The sequence below is a fragment of the Yoonia sp. genome (assembly GCF_046498525.1).
Taxonomy (GTDB): domain Bacteria; phylum Pseudomonadota; class Alphaproteobacteria; order Rhodobacterales; family Rhodobacteraceae; genus Yoonia.
Genome location: NZ_JAWOAN010000001.1, coordinates 1 through 15278 on the forward strand (window position 1 = coordinate 1; position 15278 = coordinate 15278).

At 58.3% G+C, this 15278-nt stretch carries 13 protein-coding genes and 2 pseudogenes; 5 read left to right on the plus strand and 10 right to left on the minus strand.

Annotation, left to right across the window (positions count from 1 at the left end; all coding sequences use genetic code 11):
- Positions 1 to 91 precede the first annotated feature (91 nt).
- A pseudogene (locus R6T97_RS00005) lies at positions 92 to 661 on the minus strand (trimethylamine methyltransferase family protein); the annotation flags it as partial.
- 262 nt (positions 662 to 923) lie between these two features.
- On the opposite strand from R6T97_RS00005, the gene guaA reads away from it, so the two are divergent.
- Positions 924 to 2483 (plus strand): glutamine-hydrolyzing GMP synthase, encoded by a 1560-nt coding sequence (gene guaA / locus R6T97_RS00010; protein WP_410347266.1) that lies wholly within the window; start codon positions 924 to 926, stop codon positions 2481 to 2483.
- 149 nt (positions 2484 to 2632) lie between these two features.
- Positions 2633 to 3430 carry an FkbM family methyltransferase gene (locus R6T97_RS00015; RefSeq protein ID WP_410347267.1) on the plus strand — a complete coding sequence of 266 codons (798 nt, stop codon included), beginning with the start codon at positions 2633 to 2635 and terminating at the stop codon, positions 3428 to 3430.
- Here the strand turns inward: R6T97_RS00015 and R6T97_RS00020 are convergent.
- Positions 3393 to 4013, minus strand: a complete 621-nt coding sequence (locus R6T97_RS00020; protein WP_410347268.1) for a hypothetical protein — start codon at positions 4011 to 4013, stop codon at positions 3393 to 3395. The two genes, R6T97_RS00015 and R6T97_RS00020, sit on opposite strands and share 38 nt — an antisense overlap.
- Before the next feature lie 81 nt (positions 4014 to 4094).
- On the opposite strand from R6T97_RS00020, the gene R6T97_RS00025 reads away from it, so the two are divergent.
- The 3 genes from R6T97_RS00025 (at position 4095) to R6T97_RS00035 (ending at position 7286) form a co-directional block, all read left to right on the plus strand.
- On the plus strand, positions 4095 to 4961 hold the full coding sequence (locus tag R6T97_RS00025; protein ID WP_410347269.1) for a DMT family transporter: 867 nt from the start codon (positions 4095 to 4097) through the stop codon (positions 4959 to 4961).
- A 152-nt stretch (positions 4962 to 5113) separates the two neighbouring features.
- Positions 5114 to 6247: an outer membrane protein transport protein gene (locus R6T97_RS00030; RefSeq protein ID WP_410347270.1), complete on the plus strand. Its 1134-nt coding sequence runs from the start codon at positions 5114 to 5116 to the stop codon at positions 6245 to 6247.
- Between the two features lie 115 nt (positions 6248 to 6362).
- Complete coding sequence (locus R6T97_RS00035; protein WP_410347271.1) at positions 6363 to 7286, plus strand: DMT family transporter; 924 nt, start codon at positions 6363 to 6365, stop codon at positions 7284 to 7286.
- Here R6T97_RS00035 and lpxB read toward each other — a convergent pair.
- The 8 genes and pseudogenes from lpxB to R6T97_RS00075 all read right to left on the minus strand — a co-directional run.
- Positions 7215 to 8363, minus strand: coding sequence for a lipid-A-disaccharide synthase (gene lpxB, locus R6T97_RS00040; RefSeq protein WP_410347272.1), 1149 nt, complete (start codon positions 8361 to 8363; stop codon positions 7215 to 7217). The two genes, R6T97_RS00035 and lpxB, sit on opposite strands and share 72 nt — an antisense overlap.
- Positions 8360 to 9241, minus strand: coding sequence for an LpxI family protein (locus R6T97_RS00045; protein WP_410347273.1), 882 nt, complete (start codon positions 9239 to 9241; stop codon positions 8360 to 8362). The genes lpxB and R6T97_RS00045 overlap by 4 nt, the downstream gene beginning before the upstream one ends.
- Complete coding sequence (gene lpxA / locus R6T97_RS00050; protein ID WP_410347274.1) at positions 9241 to 10023, minus strand: acyl-ACP--UDP-N-acetylglucosamine O-acyltransferase; 783 nt, start codon at positions 10021 to 10023, stop codon at positions 9241 to 9243. Before lpxA ends, R6T97_RS00045 begins: the two co-directional genes overlap by 1 nt.
- Positions 10023 to 10484 (minus strand): 3-hydroxyacyl-ACP dehydratase FabZ, encoded by a 462-nt coding sequence (gene fabZ, locus R6T97_RS00055; RefSeq protein WP_410347275.1) that lies wholly within the window; start codon positions 10482 to 10484, stop codon positions 10023 to 10025. Before fabZ ends, lpxA begins: the two co-directional genes overlap by 1 nt.
- An 87-nt stretch (positions 10485 to 10571) precedes the next feature.
- Complete coding sequence (locus tag R6T97_RS00060) at positions 10572 to 11093, minus strand: OmpH family outer membrane protein (RefSeq protein ID WP_410347276.1); 522 nt, start codon at positions 11091 to 11093, stop codon at positions 10572 to 10574.
- Positions 11093 to 13408, minus strand: a complete 2316-nt coding sequence (gene bamA, locus R6T97_RS00065) for an outer membrane protein assembly factor BamA (protein WP_410347277.1) — start codon at positions 13406 to 13408, stop codon at positions 11093 to 11095. The genes R6T97_RS00060 and bamA overlap by 1 nt, the downstream gene beginning before the upstream one ends.
- A 105-nt stretch (positions 13409 to 13513) precedes the next feature.
- Positions 13514 to 14848, minus strand: coding sequence for an RIP metalloprotease RseP (gene rseP, locus R6T97_RS00070; protein WP_410347278.1), 1335 nt, complete (start codon positions 14846 to 14848; stop codon positions 13514 to 13516).
- A gap of 4 nt (positions 14849 to 14852) precedes the next feature.
- A pseudogene (locus R6T97_RS00075) lies at positions 14853 to 15278 on the minus strand (hypothetical protein); the annotation flags it as partial.

Consider the following 15278-nt stretch of genomic DNA (forward strand, 5'->3'; position numbering starts at 1 on the left):
CGCTATTGGAAAAACTCCTTATCAAATAGTAAGACTGGGAGGAGCTAGAACCTTTCAAAATATAAGATTATTTAAAGATTTAAAAGTTATAGATAATATTAAAATAGCTTATGTTGACCGCTATATCCGTCGGCTCGCAGACAGTGCCGCCCGAGTGGTGCAGCCACTTGGACATATAGCCCAGCTTCACGAACTTGACGAAATCATCCATCGTCGCATAACGCCGTCCGCCTTCGGCGTCGCGCACAAAGGGTGGGCCGTAAACCGGAGCGAGAACAAGGTTCTTGCCGCCGACCACGACGTTGCGCTCGGGGTTGCGGGCATGTTGGGTGTATTCAGACGGCGCTGTTGAACACAGTTTACGCGCCAGACCGCGCGGAATGCGCACGCGCTCGCCCTCGACCTCTGCACCTGCAGCTTTCCACCGCGCAAGAGCTTCGGGGTTTTCGACGAAATTGACACCGATCTCTGCCAGAACCGTTTCCGCGTTGGCCTCGATCACGTCCAGCGCCTCTTCGGTCAGCACCTCGTAATTGGGGATATTGCGTTCGATGTACTTGGCGGTTTCAACACTGACCGCTGTCCGCTCTGCGCGGCGCGCGGCACCGCCGCCACCACGGCTGCGACGTCCTGCTGTAGCTGGTGCTGCTGCGTCTGACATGATCCGTCTCCCTTGGGTGCGATAGTGTGTTGCCGCTTCTTACAACCCAATCAGGTCGCGCCTTGCCAAATTTGCGGCCCCTGAGACCCGAAAACGACATGCAGGCGCAGATCGTCGAAAGCCTGCCGCAAATGGGCCGAGATGAAAGTGCCCGATGTCCTGGCTGACGATCCATGAATGATAGCGGAGTTTTGGGCCACCACCGGCTTTGAATGTCACGGGCCCTCTTGCACAAATTCGGCCCTGCCTTTACCGAAGCGCCATGGAAAACAGCACCCACGAACGCCTTCTCATCATCGACTTCGGCAGTCAGGTCACACAGCTTATCGCGCGGCGCCTGCGCGAATTGAATGTCTATTGCGAAATTCATCCCTATCAGAACGTCACCGATGCTTTTCTGGCGGATTTCGCACCCAAGGCGGTGATCCTGTCGGGCGGCCCTGATAGTGTGGCGCGCGAAGGTTCACCGCGCGCGCCAGACAGCCTGTGGAAGATGGGAATTCCGGTGCTGGGCATCTGCTATGGCCAGCAGACCATGATGACCCAACTGGGCGGCAAAGTGGTGCGCGGGCACGGCACCGCAGAGTTCGGGCGCGCCTATGTCATGCCGCAGGGCAAGCTGTCCCTGCTCGATGGCTGGTTCCTGACGGACCGCGAACAGGTCTGGATGAGCCATGGCGACCATGTCTCTGAAATCGCGCAAGGTTTTGAGGTTTACGGCACGTCGCCAAATGCGCCTTTTGCCATCACTGCGGACGTGGCGCGTAACTTTTATGCGGTGCAATTCCATCCCGAGGTGCATCACACGCCGAATGGATCGAAGCTCTATGAAAACTTTGTCCGTATCGCGGGATTCTCGGGCGACTGGACCATGGGCGCTTACCGTGAACAGGCCATCGACGCGATCAAGGAACAAGTGGGCGATGCCCATGTCATCTGCGCCCTGTCGGGCGGGGTTGATTCGTCCGTTGCCGCGGCCCTGCTGCACGAAGCCATCGGTGATCAACTGACGTGCGTTTTTGTCGATCACGGCTTGCTTCGTCTGCAGGAAGCCGAAGAGGTCGTTGGCATGTTCCGCGACTACATGAACCTCAAGGTCATTCACGCCGACGAGACAGAGCTGTTTCTGGGCGAGCTCGACGGTGTCAGCGACCCCGAAACAAAGCGCAAGATCATCGGGCGGCTGTTTATCGACGTGTTCCAGAAATACGCCAATGAAATCGAAGGCGCGGCATTCCTTGCCCAAGGTACGCTCTACCCTGATGTCATTGAAAGCGTGAGCTTTTCCGGCGGTCCTTCCGTCACGATCAAATCACACCATAATGTCGGCGGGCTGCCTGAAAAAATGGGCCTGAAACTGGTCGAACCGCTGCGCGAATTGTTCAAGGACGAAGTACGCGCCTTGGGCGTCGAACTGGGCCTGCCCAAGTCGTTCATTGGCCGCCATCCCTTCCCCGGACCCGGCCTTGCGATCCGTTGCCCCGGTGAAATCACCCGCGAAAAGTTGGAGATCCTGCGCAAGGCGGATGCGGTCTATATCGACCAGATCCGCAAACACGGGCTTTATGACGATATTTGGCAGGCTTTCGTAGCGATTTTGCCAGTGCGCACGGTTGGCGTGATGGGCGACGGGCGCACCTATGATTTTGCCTGCGCATTGCGGGCGGTCACTTCGGTGGATGGCATGACGGCGGATTATTATCCCTTTACCCATGAATTTCTTGGTGAAACGGCTACGCGGATCATCAACGAAGTGCAGGGCATCAACCGCGTGACCTATGATATCACCAGCAAACCACCCGGAACGATCGAGTGGGAATGAATAAGAGACCTGTGCGCATCAGAGCTTAACGATCTGTTAAGACTTCTGGGGCATAGTCGCGCATAGCGATTTGATGAGCGACTATTGTGCACCCGACCCTTTCCAAACCTACTCCGCGCCCGTGGCGACAAGGGCTCGCCTCCAGCCAGATGTTGCGGTCCGTCGCCCTGCCGGTGTTGCGCCGGATCGACAGACCGATCACGATCACCAATCCTTTCGCGGATCTGCCGTTTCACCTGCTGTGCTATACCCATAAAGGTTATTGGTTTTATGGCAAACACCGCGAAACCGCGACGATGAAACGGCTTGCCCGACTGACCCGCCAAGGGGATACGGTGTTCGAGGTCGGCGGTCACATCGGCTATCTTGCGCAGTTCTTTGCCCGACAGGTCGGCCATACCGGTCAGGTCCATGTCTTTGAACCGGGGCAGCAGAACCAACATTTTCTTCGCAAGAATATCGCCCGCTGCACCCAATGCGTACATATCAATGCAGCCGTCAGCGACCGGACCGGCAAGGCGCTGTTCTACGAAGAAAATCTTGGCGGTTTCATGAACTCTCTAGGGGCTGATTTTGCGGCATCCAGTGGTAATGCCAGCGCACAAGGAAGAAACCTCGAACTGCGGGCGCGCAAGGTCAACACTGTAGCACTCGATGCCTATGCCACTGCGCACAACGTATGGCCCGCGGTCCTCAAGATTGATGTCGAAGGTGCGGAGCTGGCGGTTCTGCGGGGCGGCAAGAAAGTCTTGCAAGCCGCACGCAGCGCCATGGTTGAAGTGTCGCGCCACCATGATGAGATTTACGATCTGCTGATCGATCTTGGGTTCAAACTCAGCCAGCCGGATGGCACATTTATCACGGCACCTGCACAGATGAACGGCAATGTGTTTGCGACAAGATCCGCACCTAAGGGTTCAACGCATCCAACAGCAGGTCCGCCGTAAATTCACCGGGTCCACATGCGGCAAGATCGCGACCCTGCCCGCGCGCAAACCACTCTGCACGGGCCGCTAACCCGATGGAAACCTCTGGTCCGATATGCAGCGGATCACGCCCCCAGTGACTGCCGGTAAAGGGTTCGTCTGAAAACAGATCATTCAAATCCACCTCAGCCAGCCCCGCCCGCGCGAGTATGAACCCTGCGATACATTCGACCTGCCGTGTCACGAGGCCGCGCAACATGGTCTCTTCCGACCGGCGCTGCCGTATCTGCGCCAGCGCGAAGTCCGCCACCCCGTGACGGACCTGCACCGCGTGCCCGTAGACATGCGCCAGCATATATGGGGTCCGGGGGTGATCGGCGGCACCCTTCGCCAGCAATATCTGATTGCTGGTCGTACAATATGCGACCGTCTGGTTGACGGTTTCGTCGGCTCCGCAACGCCCCGCGATCCGGTCCACACGAACCACTTGCGGCAAGCCATCAAAGGCGTAACGCGCAGCCTGTTCAACCTGTTCAACCTGATCGACAGGACCCGCCATCGCCACCTGACCGGCAAGCACAATCACCAGTACCCACTTGAACACATCGCACCTCTTTGTTGCTTTCCCAGTCAACCACATCTGTAAGGGGTTGCAAATCTATCTACCACCATGACAACTGCCCGGATGAGTAATGTTGTCATAGCCGCTGCCTGGATGATTGGCGCGATCACCTCTTTTACGCTGATGGCTGTCGCAGGGCGGACCGTCAGTACAGAGCTTGATACGTTTGAAATCATGCTGTTTCGCAGCCTTACAGGTATCTTCATTGTGGTCAGCGTCGCAATCGCGCGAGGTACGTTTTCACAGATCGGTCGGGGTCGGCTGGGGCTTCATGCCACGCGCAACATCTTTCACTTTACCGGACAAAACCTGTGGTTTTACGCCATCACCATGATCCCGCTGGCGCAGGTCTTTGCCCTGGAGTTCACCACGCCTGTCTGGGTGATCCTGTTATCGCCCCTGCTTCTCAAGGAACGCATCACGGCCGTGGCCCTTATTAGCGCGGCGATCGGCTTTCTGGGCATCCTGATCGTCGCCCGACCGGACCCGGCCAACATCAGCTTGGGGCTCATGGCCGCCGCCGGGTGTGCCGTGTTTTTTGCACTGACCGCGATCTTCACCCGCAAATTGACCCAGACCGAAACGATCACATCGATTCTGTTCTACCTGACGGTCATGCAGGCGACCTTCGGGTTGATCTGCGCAGGATACGACGGCGACATTGCGATCCCCTCGACGGCGGCATTACCCTGGGTGATCCTGATCGGCTGTGCAGGACTATTGGCCCATTTCTGTCTGACCAAAGCGCTCAGCATCGCACCTGTGAGCATTGTGATGCCAATCGACTTCGTCCGCCTGCCGACAATCGCGATCGTCGGGGTCCTGCTTTATCAGGAGCCCTTGGAAGTATGGGTCTTTGTCGGGGCCGCCCTGATCTTTGCGGCGAACTATCTTAACATCAACTACGCGCTCCGCGCCGCGCGAGCCTGAGCGGATCAGTGCAGACCCTCAGCACCCGTACATTGCAATTTTGTGACGCTACGGAGCGCCTCCCCTGGTGACGCGGCGTCATTAATTGACCTAAAGCTTAAGCTCTCCTTAGGCTTTGTCGCACATATATTGTTCATGACGGGGAAGAGGACATGAAAAACGGGATGACAGCAGGGGCGGCCTTGCTACTGACAACCAGTATTGCCAGCGCGGGGGGAATTGAACGGTCGGCACCATCGGTAGCTCTTCTTTTTGAAGAGGGGAACTATCTGGAACTGAATTTTGGATTTGTGTCGCCTGACGTCAGCGGCGAACAGCAGATATCTGCTGGGCTTGGGTCGCCAGGGTCGGAATCAGGGGACATGGCGGGCGAATATACACAATTGGGATTTGGCTATAAGAACGACTTGAATGAAAAGCTATCGATCGCTTTGATCTTCGACCAGCCCTATGGTGCAGATGTCGACTACAGCGCCGATACGGACTATGCCTATGGGGGCGGCGTATCTCCTCTTGGGTCGACGACAGCAACGATTGACAGCAACGCGATCACAGCTCTGGCCGCGTATAAGCTGCGTGACGATATCACAGTCTATGGTGGTGCACGCGCTGTGCAGACTTCGGGCGAGGTCGCATTGTTTAACGGCTATACGATGGAAACCAGCAAGGAAACGGATTTTGGCTATGTTTTGGGTGCGGCATGGGAACGCCCCGAAATTGCAGCACGTGTTTCGTTGATATATCATAGCGAGATCACGCATGACTTCGATGCTGACGAGAATGGCGCGAGCACCAAATTTTCGACTACACTGCCGCAATCTCTTACTCTTGAAGGACAGACGGGTATCGCTGCTGATACACTGCTATTCGGCTCGATCCGTTGGGTCGATTGGACCGCGTTTGATATCTCGCCTGTCAACTTTGGCTTGGCGACGAGCGGTGGATCGCTCGTGGACTATGATGACGACACAGTGACATACAACCTCGGTGTCGGTCGTCGCTTCAATGCGGAGTGGTCGGGTGCTTTGACAGCGGGCTATGAGGCTTCGAACGGCGGCTTTTCCGGCAACCTTGGACCTACCGATGGCAATACATCACTTGGTGTTGCAATGACGCGCACCATGGACAATGTCCGCATCACAGGTGGCGTTCGCTACATCTGGATCGGTGATGCCAAGACCGAGGCACCAGGCGCATTAACTGGGGGCAGTCCGGGCGTCACGCTTGGTGATTTCAAAGACAACAGTGGCTTGGCCGCTGGGCTTCGGATTGCCTACAACTTCTAAAACGGTTTGCGCTGACAAGACTGCGATGTCCCGCCCAATCCGGCGGGGCTTTTTCTTTACCTCTACCGCATGATCCGGGTTGCGCAGCCTAACCGAAACATAGCATATCACGCGCATGTCACCGATCCAGAAAACCATATCGCCCCAAGCGTGGGCGGCACTTTTGATGCTCTCACTGATCTGGGGCGCGTCGTTTCTGTCCGTCCGTATCGCGCTGGATGAAATCGGGCCACTGACAGCAGTGGCGCACCGGACCGGTTGGGCCATGCTCATTTTGTGGGGCTATGTCTTGATCCGCCGCCTGGCCCTGCCGACCGGCCTGCGCATTTGGGGGGCATTTCTTGTGATGGGCCTGTTGAACAATGCGATTCCCTTCAGCCTCATGGCATGGGGGCAGTTGCATATCGAAACGGGCCTTACCTCGATCCTGAACGCTTCGACCGCCATCTTCGGCGTCATCGCCGCTGCGGTTTTCTTTGCGGACGAGCGTTTGACAGCCCGCAAAGCGATTGGCGTGTCTATGGGATTTATCGGTGTCTCGACCGCCATCGGGTTGGAATCATTCAAGGACTTCGATATCCGCTCTCTTGGTCAACTGGCCGTCATCGGCGGCACCATAAGCTATGCGCTCGCCGGTGTCTGGGCGCGCAAGACCCTTGGGCACCTCAAACCACAAGTCGCCGCTGCAGGGATGCTGACCGGCGCAAGCGTCGTGACGATCCCCGCGGCGTGGCTTGTCGAAGGACCCATCAGCCTTGCGCTGCAGCCCCAGACATGGGCCGCCATCGCCTATTACGCCGTCGTCGCCACCGCGATTGCTTATATGCTTTACTACCGCGTGCTTGCGATGGCGGGTAGCGGCAACCTGATGCTTTGCACCTTGATGGTAGCCCCTGTCGCAATCGTTCTGGGCGCGATCGTGTTGGGCGAGGCACTGCCCCTGCGCGCATATATCGGCTTTGCGATCCTAGCCTTCGGCCTGCTGGTTCTTGACGGACGCCTGTTCAAGCCGTTCCAGCACAGCCCGCGCCGCGCGTAACCCCGGGGCCTCTCCACCCTGCCCCAACCGTGTCATGGTCAGCGCCATTGCGTCATGTTGTGCCTGCGGTTCCGCAAGAACCGCCAGCACCGCTTCCGCAATCGGCCCGGGCTGGCATGCCTTGCCAATAAATTCCGGCACCACACGCGTTTCGCTGACAAGGTTCACCAAAGTCACCGTATCAACCATCAACATCCGGCTGATGATGATCCGGCTCAGCCACGCCATATCATAGGCAATGACCATGGGCGTGCCGCTCGCCGCCAGTTCCAAAGATACGGTGCCGGACGCGGCCAACGCCACGTCCGCCCGCTTGAACCACCCCGCCTTGTCGGGTGATCCGGGCGGCAGGACGGTCACGGGCGCAGTCCACGCCGCCACCTGCGCCTGCACCAGATCATGCACGCCCCGGGTTGTCGGGATCACAAAACGCGCGTCGGGCACCGCCGCTGCGATCTGCGCGACAGCCTGCCCGAACCGGTCGGCCAGCCGTGATACCTCGCCCTTGCGACTGCCGGGAAGGACCAGCACAACAGTGCCCCCACCCAAGGCCGCCGCTTCGGCCTCCTGCGCGACAGGCTCGGCCACGACGGGATGCCCGACAAAGTCACACTCCATGCCAGCGGCCTGCATCAACGGAGGCTCGAATGGAAAAAGCGCAAGGACGTGATCAATATGATGCGCCATCTTTTGCGCGCGCCCCGGCCGCCAGGCCCAAACCGTCGGCGCCACGTAATGGACCGTGCGGATGTCGCTTGCCGCTTTCACCAGACGCGCCACGCGCAGACAGAAATCCGGACTATCGATGGTAATAAGCACATCCGGCGGATCGGCCAGAATAGCCTCGGCCATCTGCCGGATGCGCGACTTGAGCGCACGATACTTGGGCAGGATTTCCGCCAGCCCCATCACACTCAGCTCTTCCATTGGAAAGCGGCTTTGCAGGCCTTCGGCCTGCATCAACGGCCCGCCTACACCGTCAAACGTCACGTCCGGGCGCAGGGACCCGAGCCCGGCCATCAGCGCCGCCCCGAGCTTGTCACCGGAGGCTTCACCTGCAATCACGAAAACCTTCATGCGCCCCCCTTGGGCCGCACCCAGAAAAACCGGCCCGCCGCATCGAGCACTGACAGCACCTCATCCAGCCCCAGAACCATAACGCCTTCGTGTTCAATAACGATACCCGCCAACCCTGCTGCAACAGCGCCTTTGGCCGTCTGCGGCCCGATCACGGGCAAGTCCGCGCGCCGATCCTGATCTGGCTTCGGGGCCTTGAAAAGGATCGCAGCACGCGCATCTGTCGGCTCGCCGTCTGCACCGCTTAACCATTCAGCGGCGCTGCCCAGCACCGCGCCAAGCCCGTCAACAGCACCCCACAAAAGATCGTGGGTCGGTGCGAACTGCGCCAGCATCGCATCGGTTCCCGTCCGTCCTTCGCGGGCCAGCACCCGCCCGCCCCGCACGATGCAGGCCTGCCCTGTGTCCGCGCGCCCCATCTCTGCGATGGTTTGCTCTGCGGTAACAGCATCCTGACGGGTGTCGATGGTGACGGGCTTGCGGCTAAGCACGCCTGCGTCAGGCAACAGGTCCGGTGCAATGTCATGGGCTGCCCTCACCGCAAACCCTGCTTCTTCGAAAATCGCGATGATCGCACGCAATGCACCGTCGTCGCCTTGCGTGATCGCTGCCATGATGCGCGGCACCAATGGCTTGGTTGCCTCATCGATGATCATGGGATCAATCGGCGGTCGGGTCACGGCACCGGCCATGCAGACCTCGGTCACACCCCGCGCATGCAGCGTATTCAGGAAACTGCCCAAGTGCTCGATCCTGAATGTCAGTTCAGGCGTGATCGCAGGCTGAAAGCCCTCCATCGCGCAGATCAACGGGCGAGCAGGCAGGCGCACGACAAGCGCAGGCGGCAGATCGCCGGTGCCCGCGATCAGCGCCAGCATCAGCCCGGCGTCAGGAAATTGCGGTCAGTGTCGCCCAGTATGAACGCCACCATTTGCTGCACGTATGCGCTGTCGCTTTCATCAGCCAAGCGACGGGCCCGATCCTGAAATGTGCCTTCGCCGTCTTTGAGCATCTGAAAAGCCGCCCGCAGTGCTGTGATATCGGAACGGTCCACGCCCTTGCGTTTGAGACCGACAAGGTTCAACCCGTCCAGCGCACCGCGCGGGGCCTGCACAAGACCATGCGGGACCACATCCTTGGTCACCATCGTGACGGCACCGATAATCGCGCCCTGCCCGATCCGCACGAACTGATGCACACCGCACAATCCGCCAATGATGACATCATCCTCGATAATGCAGTGCCCGGCAACGGCCGAAGAATTGACCACGATCACCCTGTTGCCGATCTGTGCATCATGCGCAATGTGACAGCCCGCCATGAACAGCCCGTCATCACCGATCCGGGTTTCACCACCACCCGAGGCGGTGCCGGTATTCATGGTCACGTGTTCGCGGATGCGGTTGCGTGCACCAATCCGCAGGCGGGTTTTTTCACCACCGAACTTCAGGTCCTGCGGGATCTCGCCGATTACTGCGAACGAAAACACCACGGTGTCGTCGCCGATATGCGTATCACCATCGATCACGACGTGGCTTTTGAGATGTACACGCGCGCCCAGCACCACGTCAGGACCGATCACGCAAAACGGACCAATAACGCAATCTGCGCCGACCTTGGCACCCTCGGCGATCACGGCAGACGGGTGGATGCCAGCCATCAGCCCTGCATATCCATCATAGCCGTGAATTCGGCCTCGGCGGCCATTTCGCCATCAACCGACGCGACACCCCTAAAGCGCCAGACCTTGCCGCCGGGTTTGCCGCGTGTGGTTTCGACGTGCATTTCAAGGACATCGCCGGGTACCACCTTGCGGCGGAATTTACAGCCATCAATCGCCATGAAATAAACCAGCAGATTGCCGTCCGTCAGCCCAAGCGATGCACCCACCATCACAGCCGTTGTCTGGGCCATTGCCTCGACAATGGTCACGCCGGGCATGATCGGATTGCCGGGGAAATGCCCCTGAAAATGCGGCTCGTTCATGGTGACGTTCTTGATTCCGACGGCAGATGTCGTGCCATTGATGCTGTGCACCTTATCGACCAGCAGGAACGGATAACGGTGCGGCAGGATTTTCTGGATCAGTTGAATGTCAGCGGTGGTGACAGCATCGGTCATGCCGGGCAGTTCCTTCTTATTAGTCCGGCGCGCCATGGCCGCCTTGGAATATCACTAGCAAGCCGCGACATGCGCAGCAAGCACGCGCTACTCTGTGCCTTCACCCAACTCCGCGTCAATGCGCACGATTGCATCGTCCGTGATGTTGGCGGCACGCACCGAAAGCACGACATTACGCTGCTCCATCACCAGCGCTGCACCACGTTCCAGCATGATGTTCGCCACAATCCCCTGCACCCTCTGTTCAAAGCGCGAACGCGCCTCGGCGGTCGCCACCTGCAACTCGACGTTCTTGGCATCGCGGACGCGTCGGACCTCTTGCACCTTGTTGTCGAACGCTTCGGCTTCGGCGCGAAATGCCTCCGGATCCATGTCGGGGCGGCGGACTGTCAGGCTGCGTTCTTCTAGGGTCAGCGCTTCAACGATCCGGTCATTCTCTGCCTGCAGCTCTTCGGCTTGCGCAGCCAGTTCCGACGCCAGCCGCTGCCCATAAAGCGTTTCGATAAACAATCGTTCGCTATCAATGATCAGGACCGGCGGAGAATCCTGTTGGGCTGACGCCGGCAGCGCCAGAATCAGCCAGATAAATATCGCACGCAGAAAGGCCATCAAAAGCTCGTCGAGATCGTCACATCGAAGTTCCGCGTTTCGTCACGGTCCTGCACATCCAGCGGTTCGGTAAAGTTGAACCGCAATGGGCCGATCGGCGTTGTCCAGAAAATCGAGAGACCAGCAACCGAACGCCCGATGAAGTCGTTGTAGATCACATCCTCTTCCAATGGTGCGCCAACATTTCCAACATCCCAGACAGACCCATAATCTATGAACGCGCCGCCCGTGATACCGTATTCGCTAGGCAGCCCCAGCGGGAACTCGGTCTCAAGACGCAGGACCGAGAACGCATTCCCCCCCAAGGCATCGTCGGTGTCGTCATCGCGCGGCCCAATACCACCGGGCTCAAACCCGCGCATCAGACGACTGCCCAAGAAGAAACGGTCCGTCACACGGCTGCTGCCATCCTGATAGTTCAGCAACCCGCCCTCAAGCGTGGCGCGCAGGGTGATTTCCTCGTTCAGGATCTTGGTCTCTGCGCCTGCCAAGGCCGTCGTCTTGATGAACTGCGTATCGCCGAAACCGAATTCCTGACCAAAGCGCAGTACGATCCCCGCATTCGGGTTCAACCCTGTGCGGCGGTTGTCAAAGCTGTAGGTGTACCCGATCGCATTGGTCCAGATCCCGCCTTGTGCGGCTTCGTTCTGAATGATCTGGCTGGCGCTGGCGGACACATCCGTCAGGTCTGTGTACTCAAGTGCATAAAACAACGACAAACGCCCCAGTTCACTCACCGGAAAGCTCATCGCCGGGCTGAAGCGGAGCGTTTCGGTGTCATAAAGCGCGTTTTGGTTGTCCGTGGTGGCATAGGACAGATCAAGAGACCCCCGCAAATCACGCCCCAGAAGCTGCGGCTCGGTAAAACCGAAGCTGAAACGGCGGTTCGTTTCGGCAGTTGAAAGATCAAAGTTCAGGCGCTGGCCGCGCCCTTGGAAATTGCTTTGACGGTAAGACGCCAGCAGGCTCACGCCGGTATCCGTATTGAAGTTGGCACCAAAGGTCAGCGTTCCTGTCGGCCCTTCAACCACATTGACGTCGACGATACGCTGGCTTGGCGTCGAACCGGGGCGCGTATCGACATTCACACCTTGAAAAAAGCCCAAGGCACGGATGCGTCGTGCGCTTTCCTGAATTTCGCGCGGATTCAGCGGATCGCCCTCGACAGAGCGGAACTGGTTACGGATCACGCGGTCAAGGGTCGTGCCGTTACCTTCGATATCGATACGCTCAATGAAGATGCGCTCACCGGGGACCAGCACGTATTCGAGATTGACTGACAGGTCTCGGGGATTGCGGGTCAGGCGTGGCTCGACCTGCACGAAACGCGCGCCGCGTTGCACGGCCAGACGCTCCATCCGGTTGATATCACTGTCGATCGGTACCGGTGAATAGGTGGCACCGGTACGGACGCGCACGGCCTCTTCGTAATCGGCGGCACTGACGCCATTGATCTCGCTCGAGACAGACACGTTGCCGAATGTAAATTGCTGGCCCTCGCGCAGATTGTAGGTGACCAGATAGGCATCGCGTTCACGGGTCAAGGACACGTCGACATTCTGAATGACGAAATCGATGAAACCGCGCGAGCGATAGAAATCGGTCAGCACCTCACGGTCCTGCGCCACACGTTCGGGCGAATATGTGTCACGACCCACCAATACGCGGAAAATACCAGCTTCCTTGGTCTCCAGAACACGCCGCAAACGACCCTCCGAGAAGGTACGGTTGCCGATAAAGGTGATGCGTTCAATTTCCGTAATCGCCGATTCGACCACTTCGAATACCAGATCGACGCGATTGTCAGACTGCGGAATGATGCGGGGCGTCACGGTGGCATTGATCCGGCCTCGGCGGGCATAGGCTTCGGTGATAGCTGCCGTATCGGCCTCGGCCTGCGCCGGTGTGAAAACCCGCCGCGGCTGCGATTGCACCAGAGCAAGCAACTCTGCATCACTCAGGCGGCTGTTTCCTTCGATATTGATGCGGCTGATGGTCGGGTATTCGACAACGCGGATCAGCAGTTGGCTGCCCTGCGGCACCAGATCGACACTTTCAAACAAGCCCGACGCCCGAATGTCCTGCCCTGCAGCATTCAATTCTGCCGTGGACAACCCCACACCGGGCTCCAAACCGCCAAAGGACAGGATCGTGCCATCTGCTACGCGCTGATTGCCCTCGATATCAAAGCTGGTGAAAACAAAGCTCTGCGCATTGGCGGCACCCGCCGCCAAGATCACAATGCAAAGCGCCATCCAGATCGACTGCACCCTTGAAAAACACCGCGCGAAAACGCGCCCCACACCTGTATTCATTTCAACCGCCCGTGTTTTATCTACCCATTGCATTTTGAGTAGCGACAAAGGGCAAAGATGTCAAAACAGCAGACGCTCTATTTCAGCCAACTGAACATTCTTGTTTCAGGGGCATAGGATCGTATCGTTCAGGATTGTGAACATCATCAAAGACAGGATCAGCGACAGGCCCACGAACATAAAGACCTGCACAGCGCGATCGCTTGGTTTGCGGCGGGTCACAGCCTCGTAGGCATAGAACGCAAGGTGTCCGCCATCCAAAACCGGGATGGGAAACAGGTTGATCAGACCCACGGCCGCAGAAAGCGCACCGATAAACCAGATAAAGCTCTGCGCGCCCTGCTCTGCCATGGAGCCGCTGGTTTCCGCGATCCCCACCGGCCCGGACAGATTGCAGGTTGAAATCTGTCCGAACAGAATATGCTGCATGGCGGACAAAGACGTGGTGACGGTGTTCCAAAGTCCCTGCGCCCCGAGGCTCACCGCTTCGAACGGGCCGACACTGACGGTCTCTTCTTCGAAGAATATCTTGCCCGTAATCCCGATCAGCCAACGCGTCTCGAACCCGCCTTCGGGATTGGGCAGATCAACCCGGCGCGGTGCAATCGTTTTGGTCAGTGTCTCGCCATCGCGCCAAATTTCGAATTCAAGGTCGGCGCCATCTGCCTCCAGAACGATATTCTGCACCTGCGCGAAGGCATATATCGGTACACCGTTGATCGCTGTGATTACATCATTGATCTTGATGTCCGCGTCATCTGCCGCAGACCGAGGACTCACGCTGGAAACGGCGGCAGGGAAATAATATGGCCCCTCCACTGTGATTTCCTCACCATCACGCAAAACAGTGTAATCCAATCGCTCTTGCACCGGCACGAGATCAGAAATCGCCTCAGTCCGTTCAGCATCATCAAATAGAACACCCTCGACGGCGACCATCACATCACCCTCGCGCAGATCCGACGCAAAGCTGACAGGCAGGGGCCGCATTTCACCAAACGTCAAAGGATCGGCAGAGCGGCCCTGATACATGATCGACCCTGCAAATATCGCAATCGCCAGCACAAAGTTGAACACCGGCCCTGCGGCTACTGTCGCCGTACGCGCCCAAAGCGGAGCCCCCAGCATCGTCCGGCGCTGGTCAGACGCGGCCACAGCGCCATCGCTGCCGACGCTCGCGGCATTGGCATCACCCAGAAATTTCACGAAACCGCCCAGCGGCAACGCCGCGACCTGCCATGTCGTCCCGCGCTTGTCGACTCGGCTGTAGATCACCGGACCAAACCCCAGCGAGAACACCTCTGCATAGATCCCGCACCAGCGCCCGACGATGTAATGCCCGTATTCGTGGATCGCGACGATCACCGAAAGCGCCACCACAAAAGCCGCAATCATAAAGGCGAAGTTGCCGAACATCGGCACAAACTGCATCAGATCCAAAGTGTTATCCTAATTGGTCAAAGGTTTCGGCGGCATATATGCGCGCCAACCTGTCTGTCTCTAGTACGTTATCTAGGGTGACTTGCGCATTTTGCAGCCTGCCCTTGCCGCGCCGCTCCATCAGGGTCCCGACGGTCAGCACCTCCCGGCCAAAAACAATATGCCCTTCGGCAAACTCCGGGTACACTGCCGCAAGCTTAACCAGCCCTCTGTCGCCATTGGCTGGACCGTATTCGGCCCCGCGGCGTATACCCGACTTCTCCCCCTGATTCAGAACCACCCGCCCGGCCAGGGTATCGCTAATACGCAGAGCTGAGGCTTGCTGGGCAGTTTGTATGCCGTTTTGTGTGGCTTGTTGTGTGGCGGGGCGTCTCACTACAGGGCTCTTCAGCAAGGCCAGCCTAAACTCATTTGAGATGATTTCATAAAC

Coding starts and splice junctions, on each gene's coding strand:
- R6T97_RS00025 (WP_410347269.1), top strand. CDS start 4,095: ATGAGTAATGTTGTCATAGCCGCTGCCTGGATGATTGGCGCGATCACC.
- R6T97_RS00060 (WP_410347276.1), bottom strand. CDS start 11,093: ATGGCCTTTCTGCGTGCGATATTTATCTGGCTGATTCTGGCGCTGCCG.
- R6T97_RS00045 (WP_410347273.1), bottom strand. CDS start 9,241: ATGCTGGCGCTGATCGCGGGCACCGGCGATCTGCCGCCTGCGCTTGTC.
- R6T97_RS00035 (WP_410347271.1), top strand. CDS start 6,363: ATGTCACCGATCCAGAAAACCATATCGCCCCAAGCGTGGGCGGCACTT.
- lpxB (WP_410347272.1), bottom strand. CDS start 8,363: ATGAAGGTTTTCGTGATTGCAGGTGAAGCCTCCGGTGACAAGCTCGGG.
- bamA (WP_410347277.1), bottom strand. CDS start 13,408: ATGAATACAGGTGTGGGGCGCGTTTTCGCGCGGTGTTTTTCAAGGGTG.
- R6T97_RS00030 (WP_410347270.1), top strand. CDS start 5,114: ATGAAAAACGGGATGACAGCAGGGGCGGCCTTGCTACTGACAACCAGT.
- R6T97_RS00015 (WP_410347267.1), top strand. CDS start 2,633: ATGTTGCGGTCCGTCGCCCTGCCGGTGTTGCGCCGGATCGACAGACCG.
- fabZ (WP_410347275.1), bottom strand. CDS start 10,484: ATGACCGATGCTGTCACCACCGCTGACATTCAACTGATCCAGAAAATC.
- guaA (WP_410347266.1), top strand. CDS start 924: ATGGAAAACAGCACCCACGAACGCCTTCTCATCATCGACTTCGGCAGT.
- lpxA (WP_410347274.1), bottom strand. CDS start 10,023: ATGGCTGGCATCCACCCGTCTGCCGTGATCGCCGAGGGTGCCAAGGTC.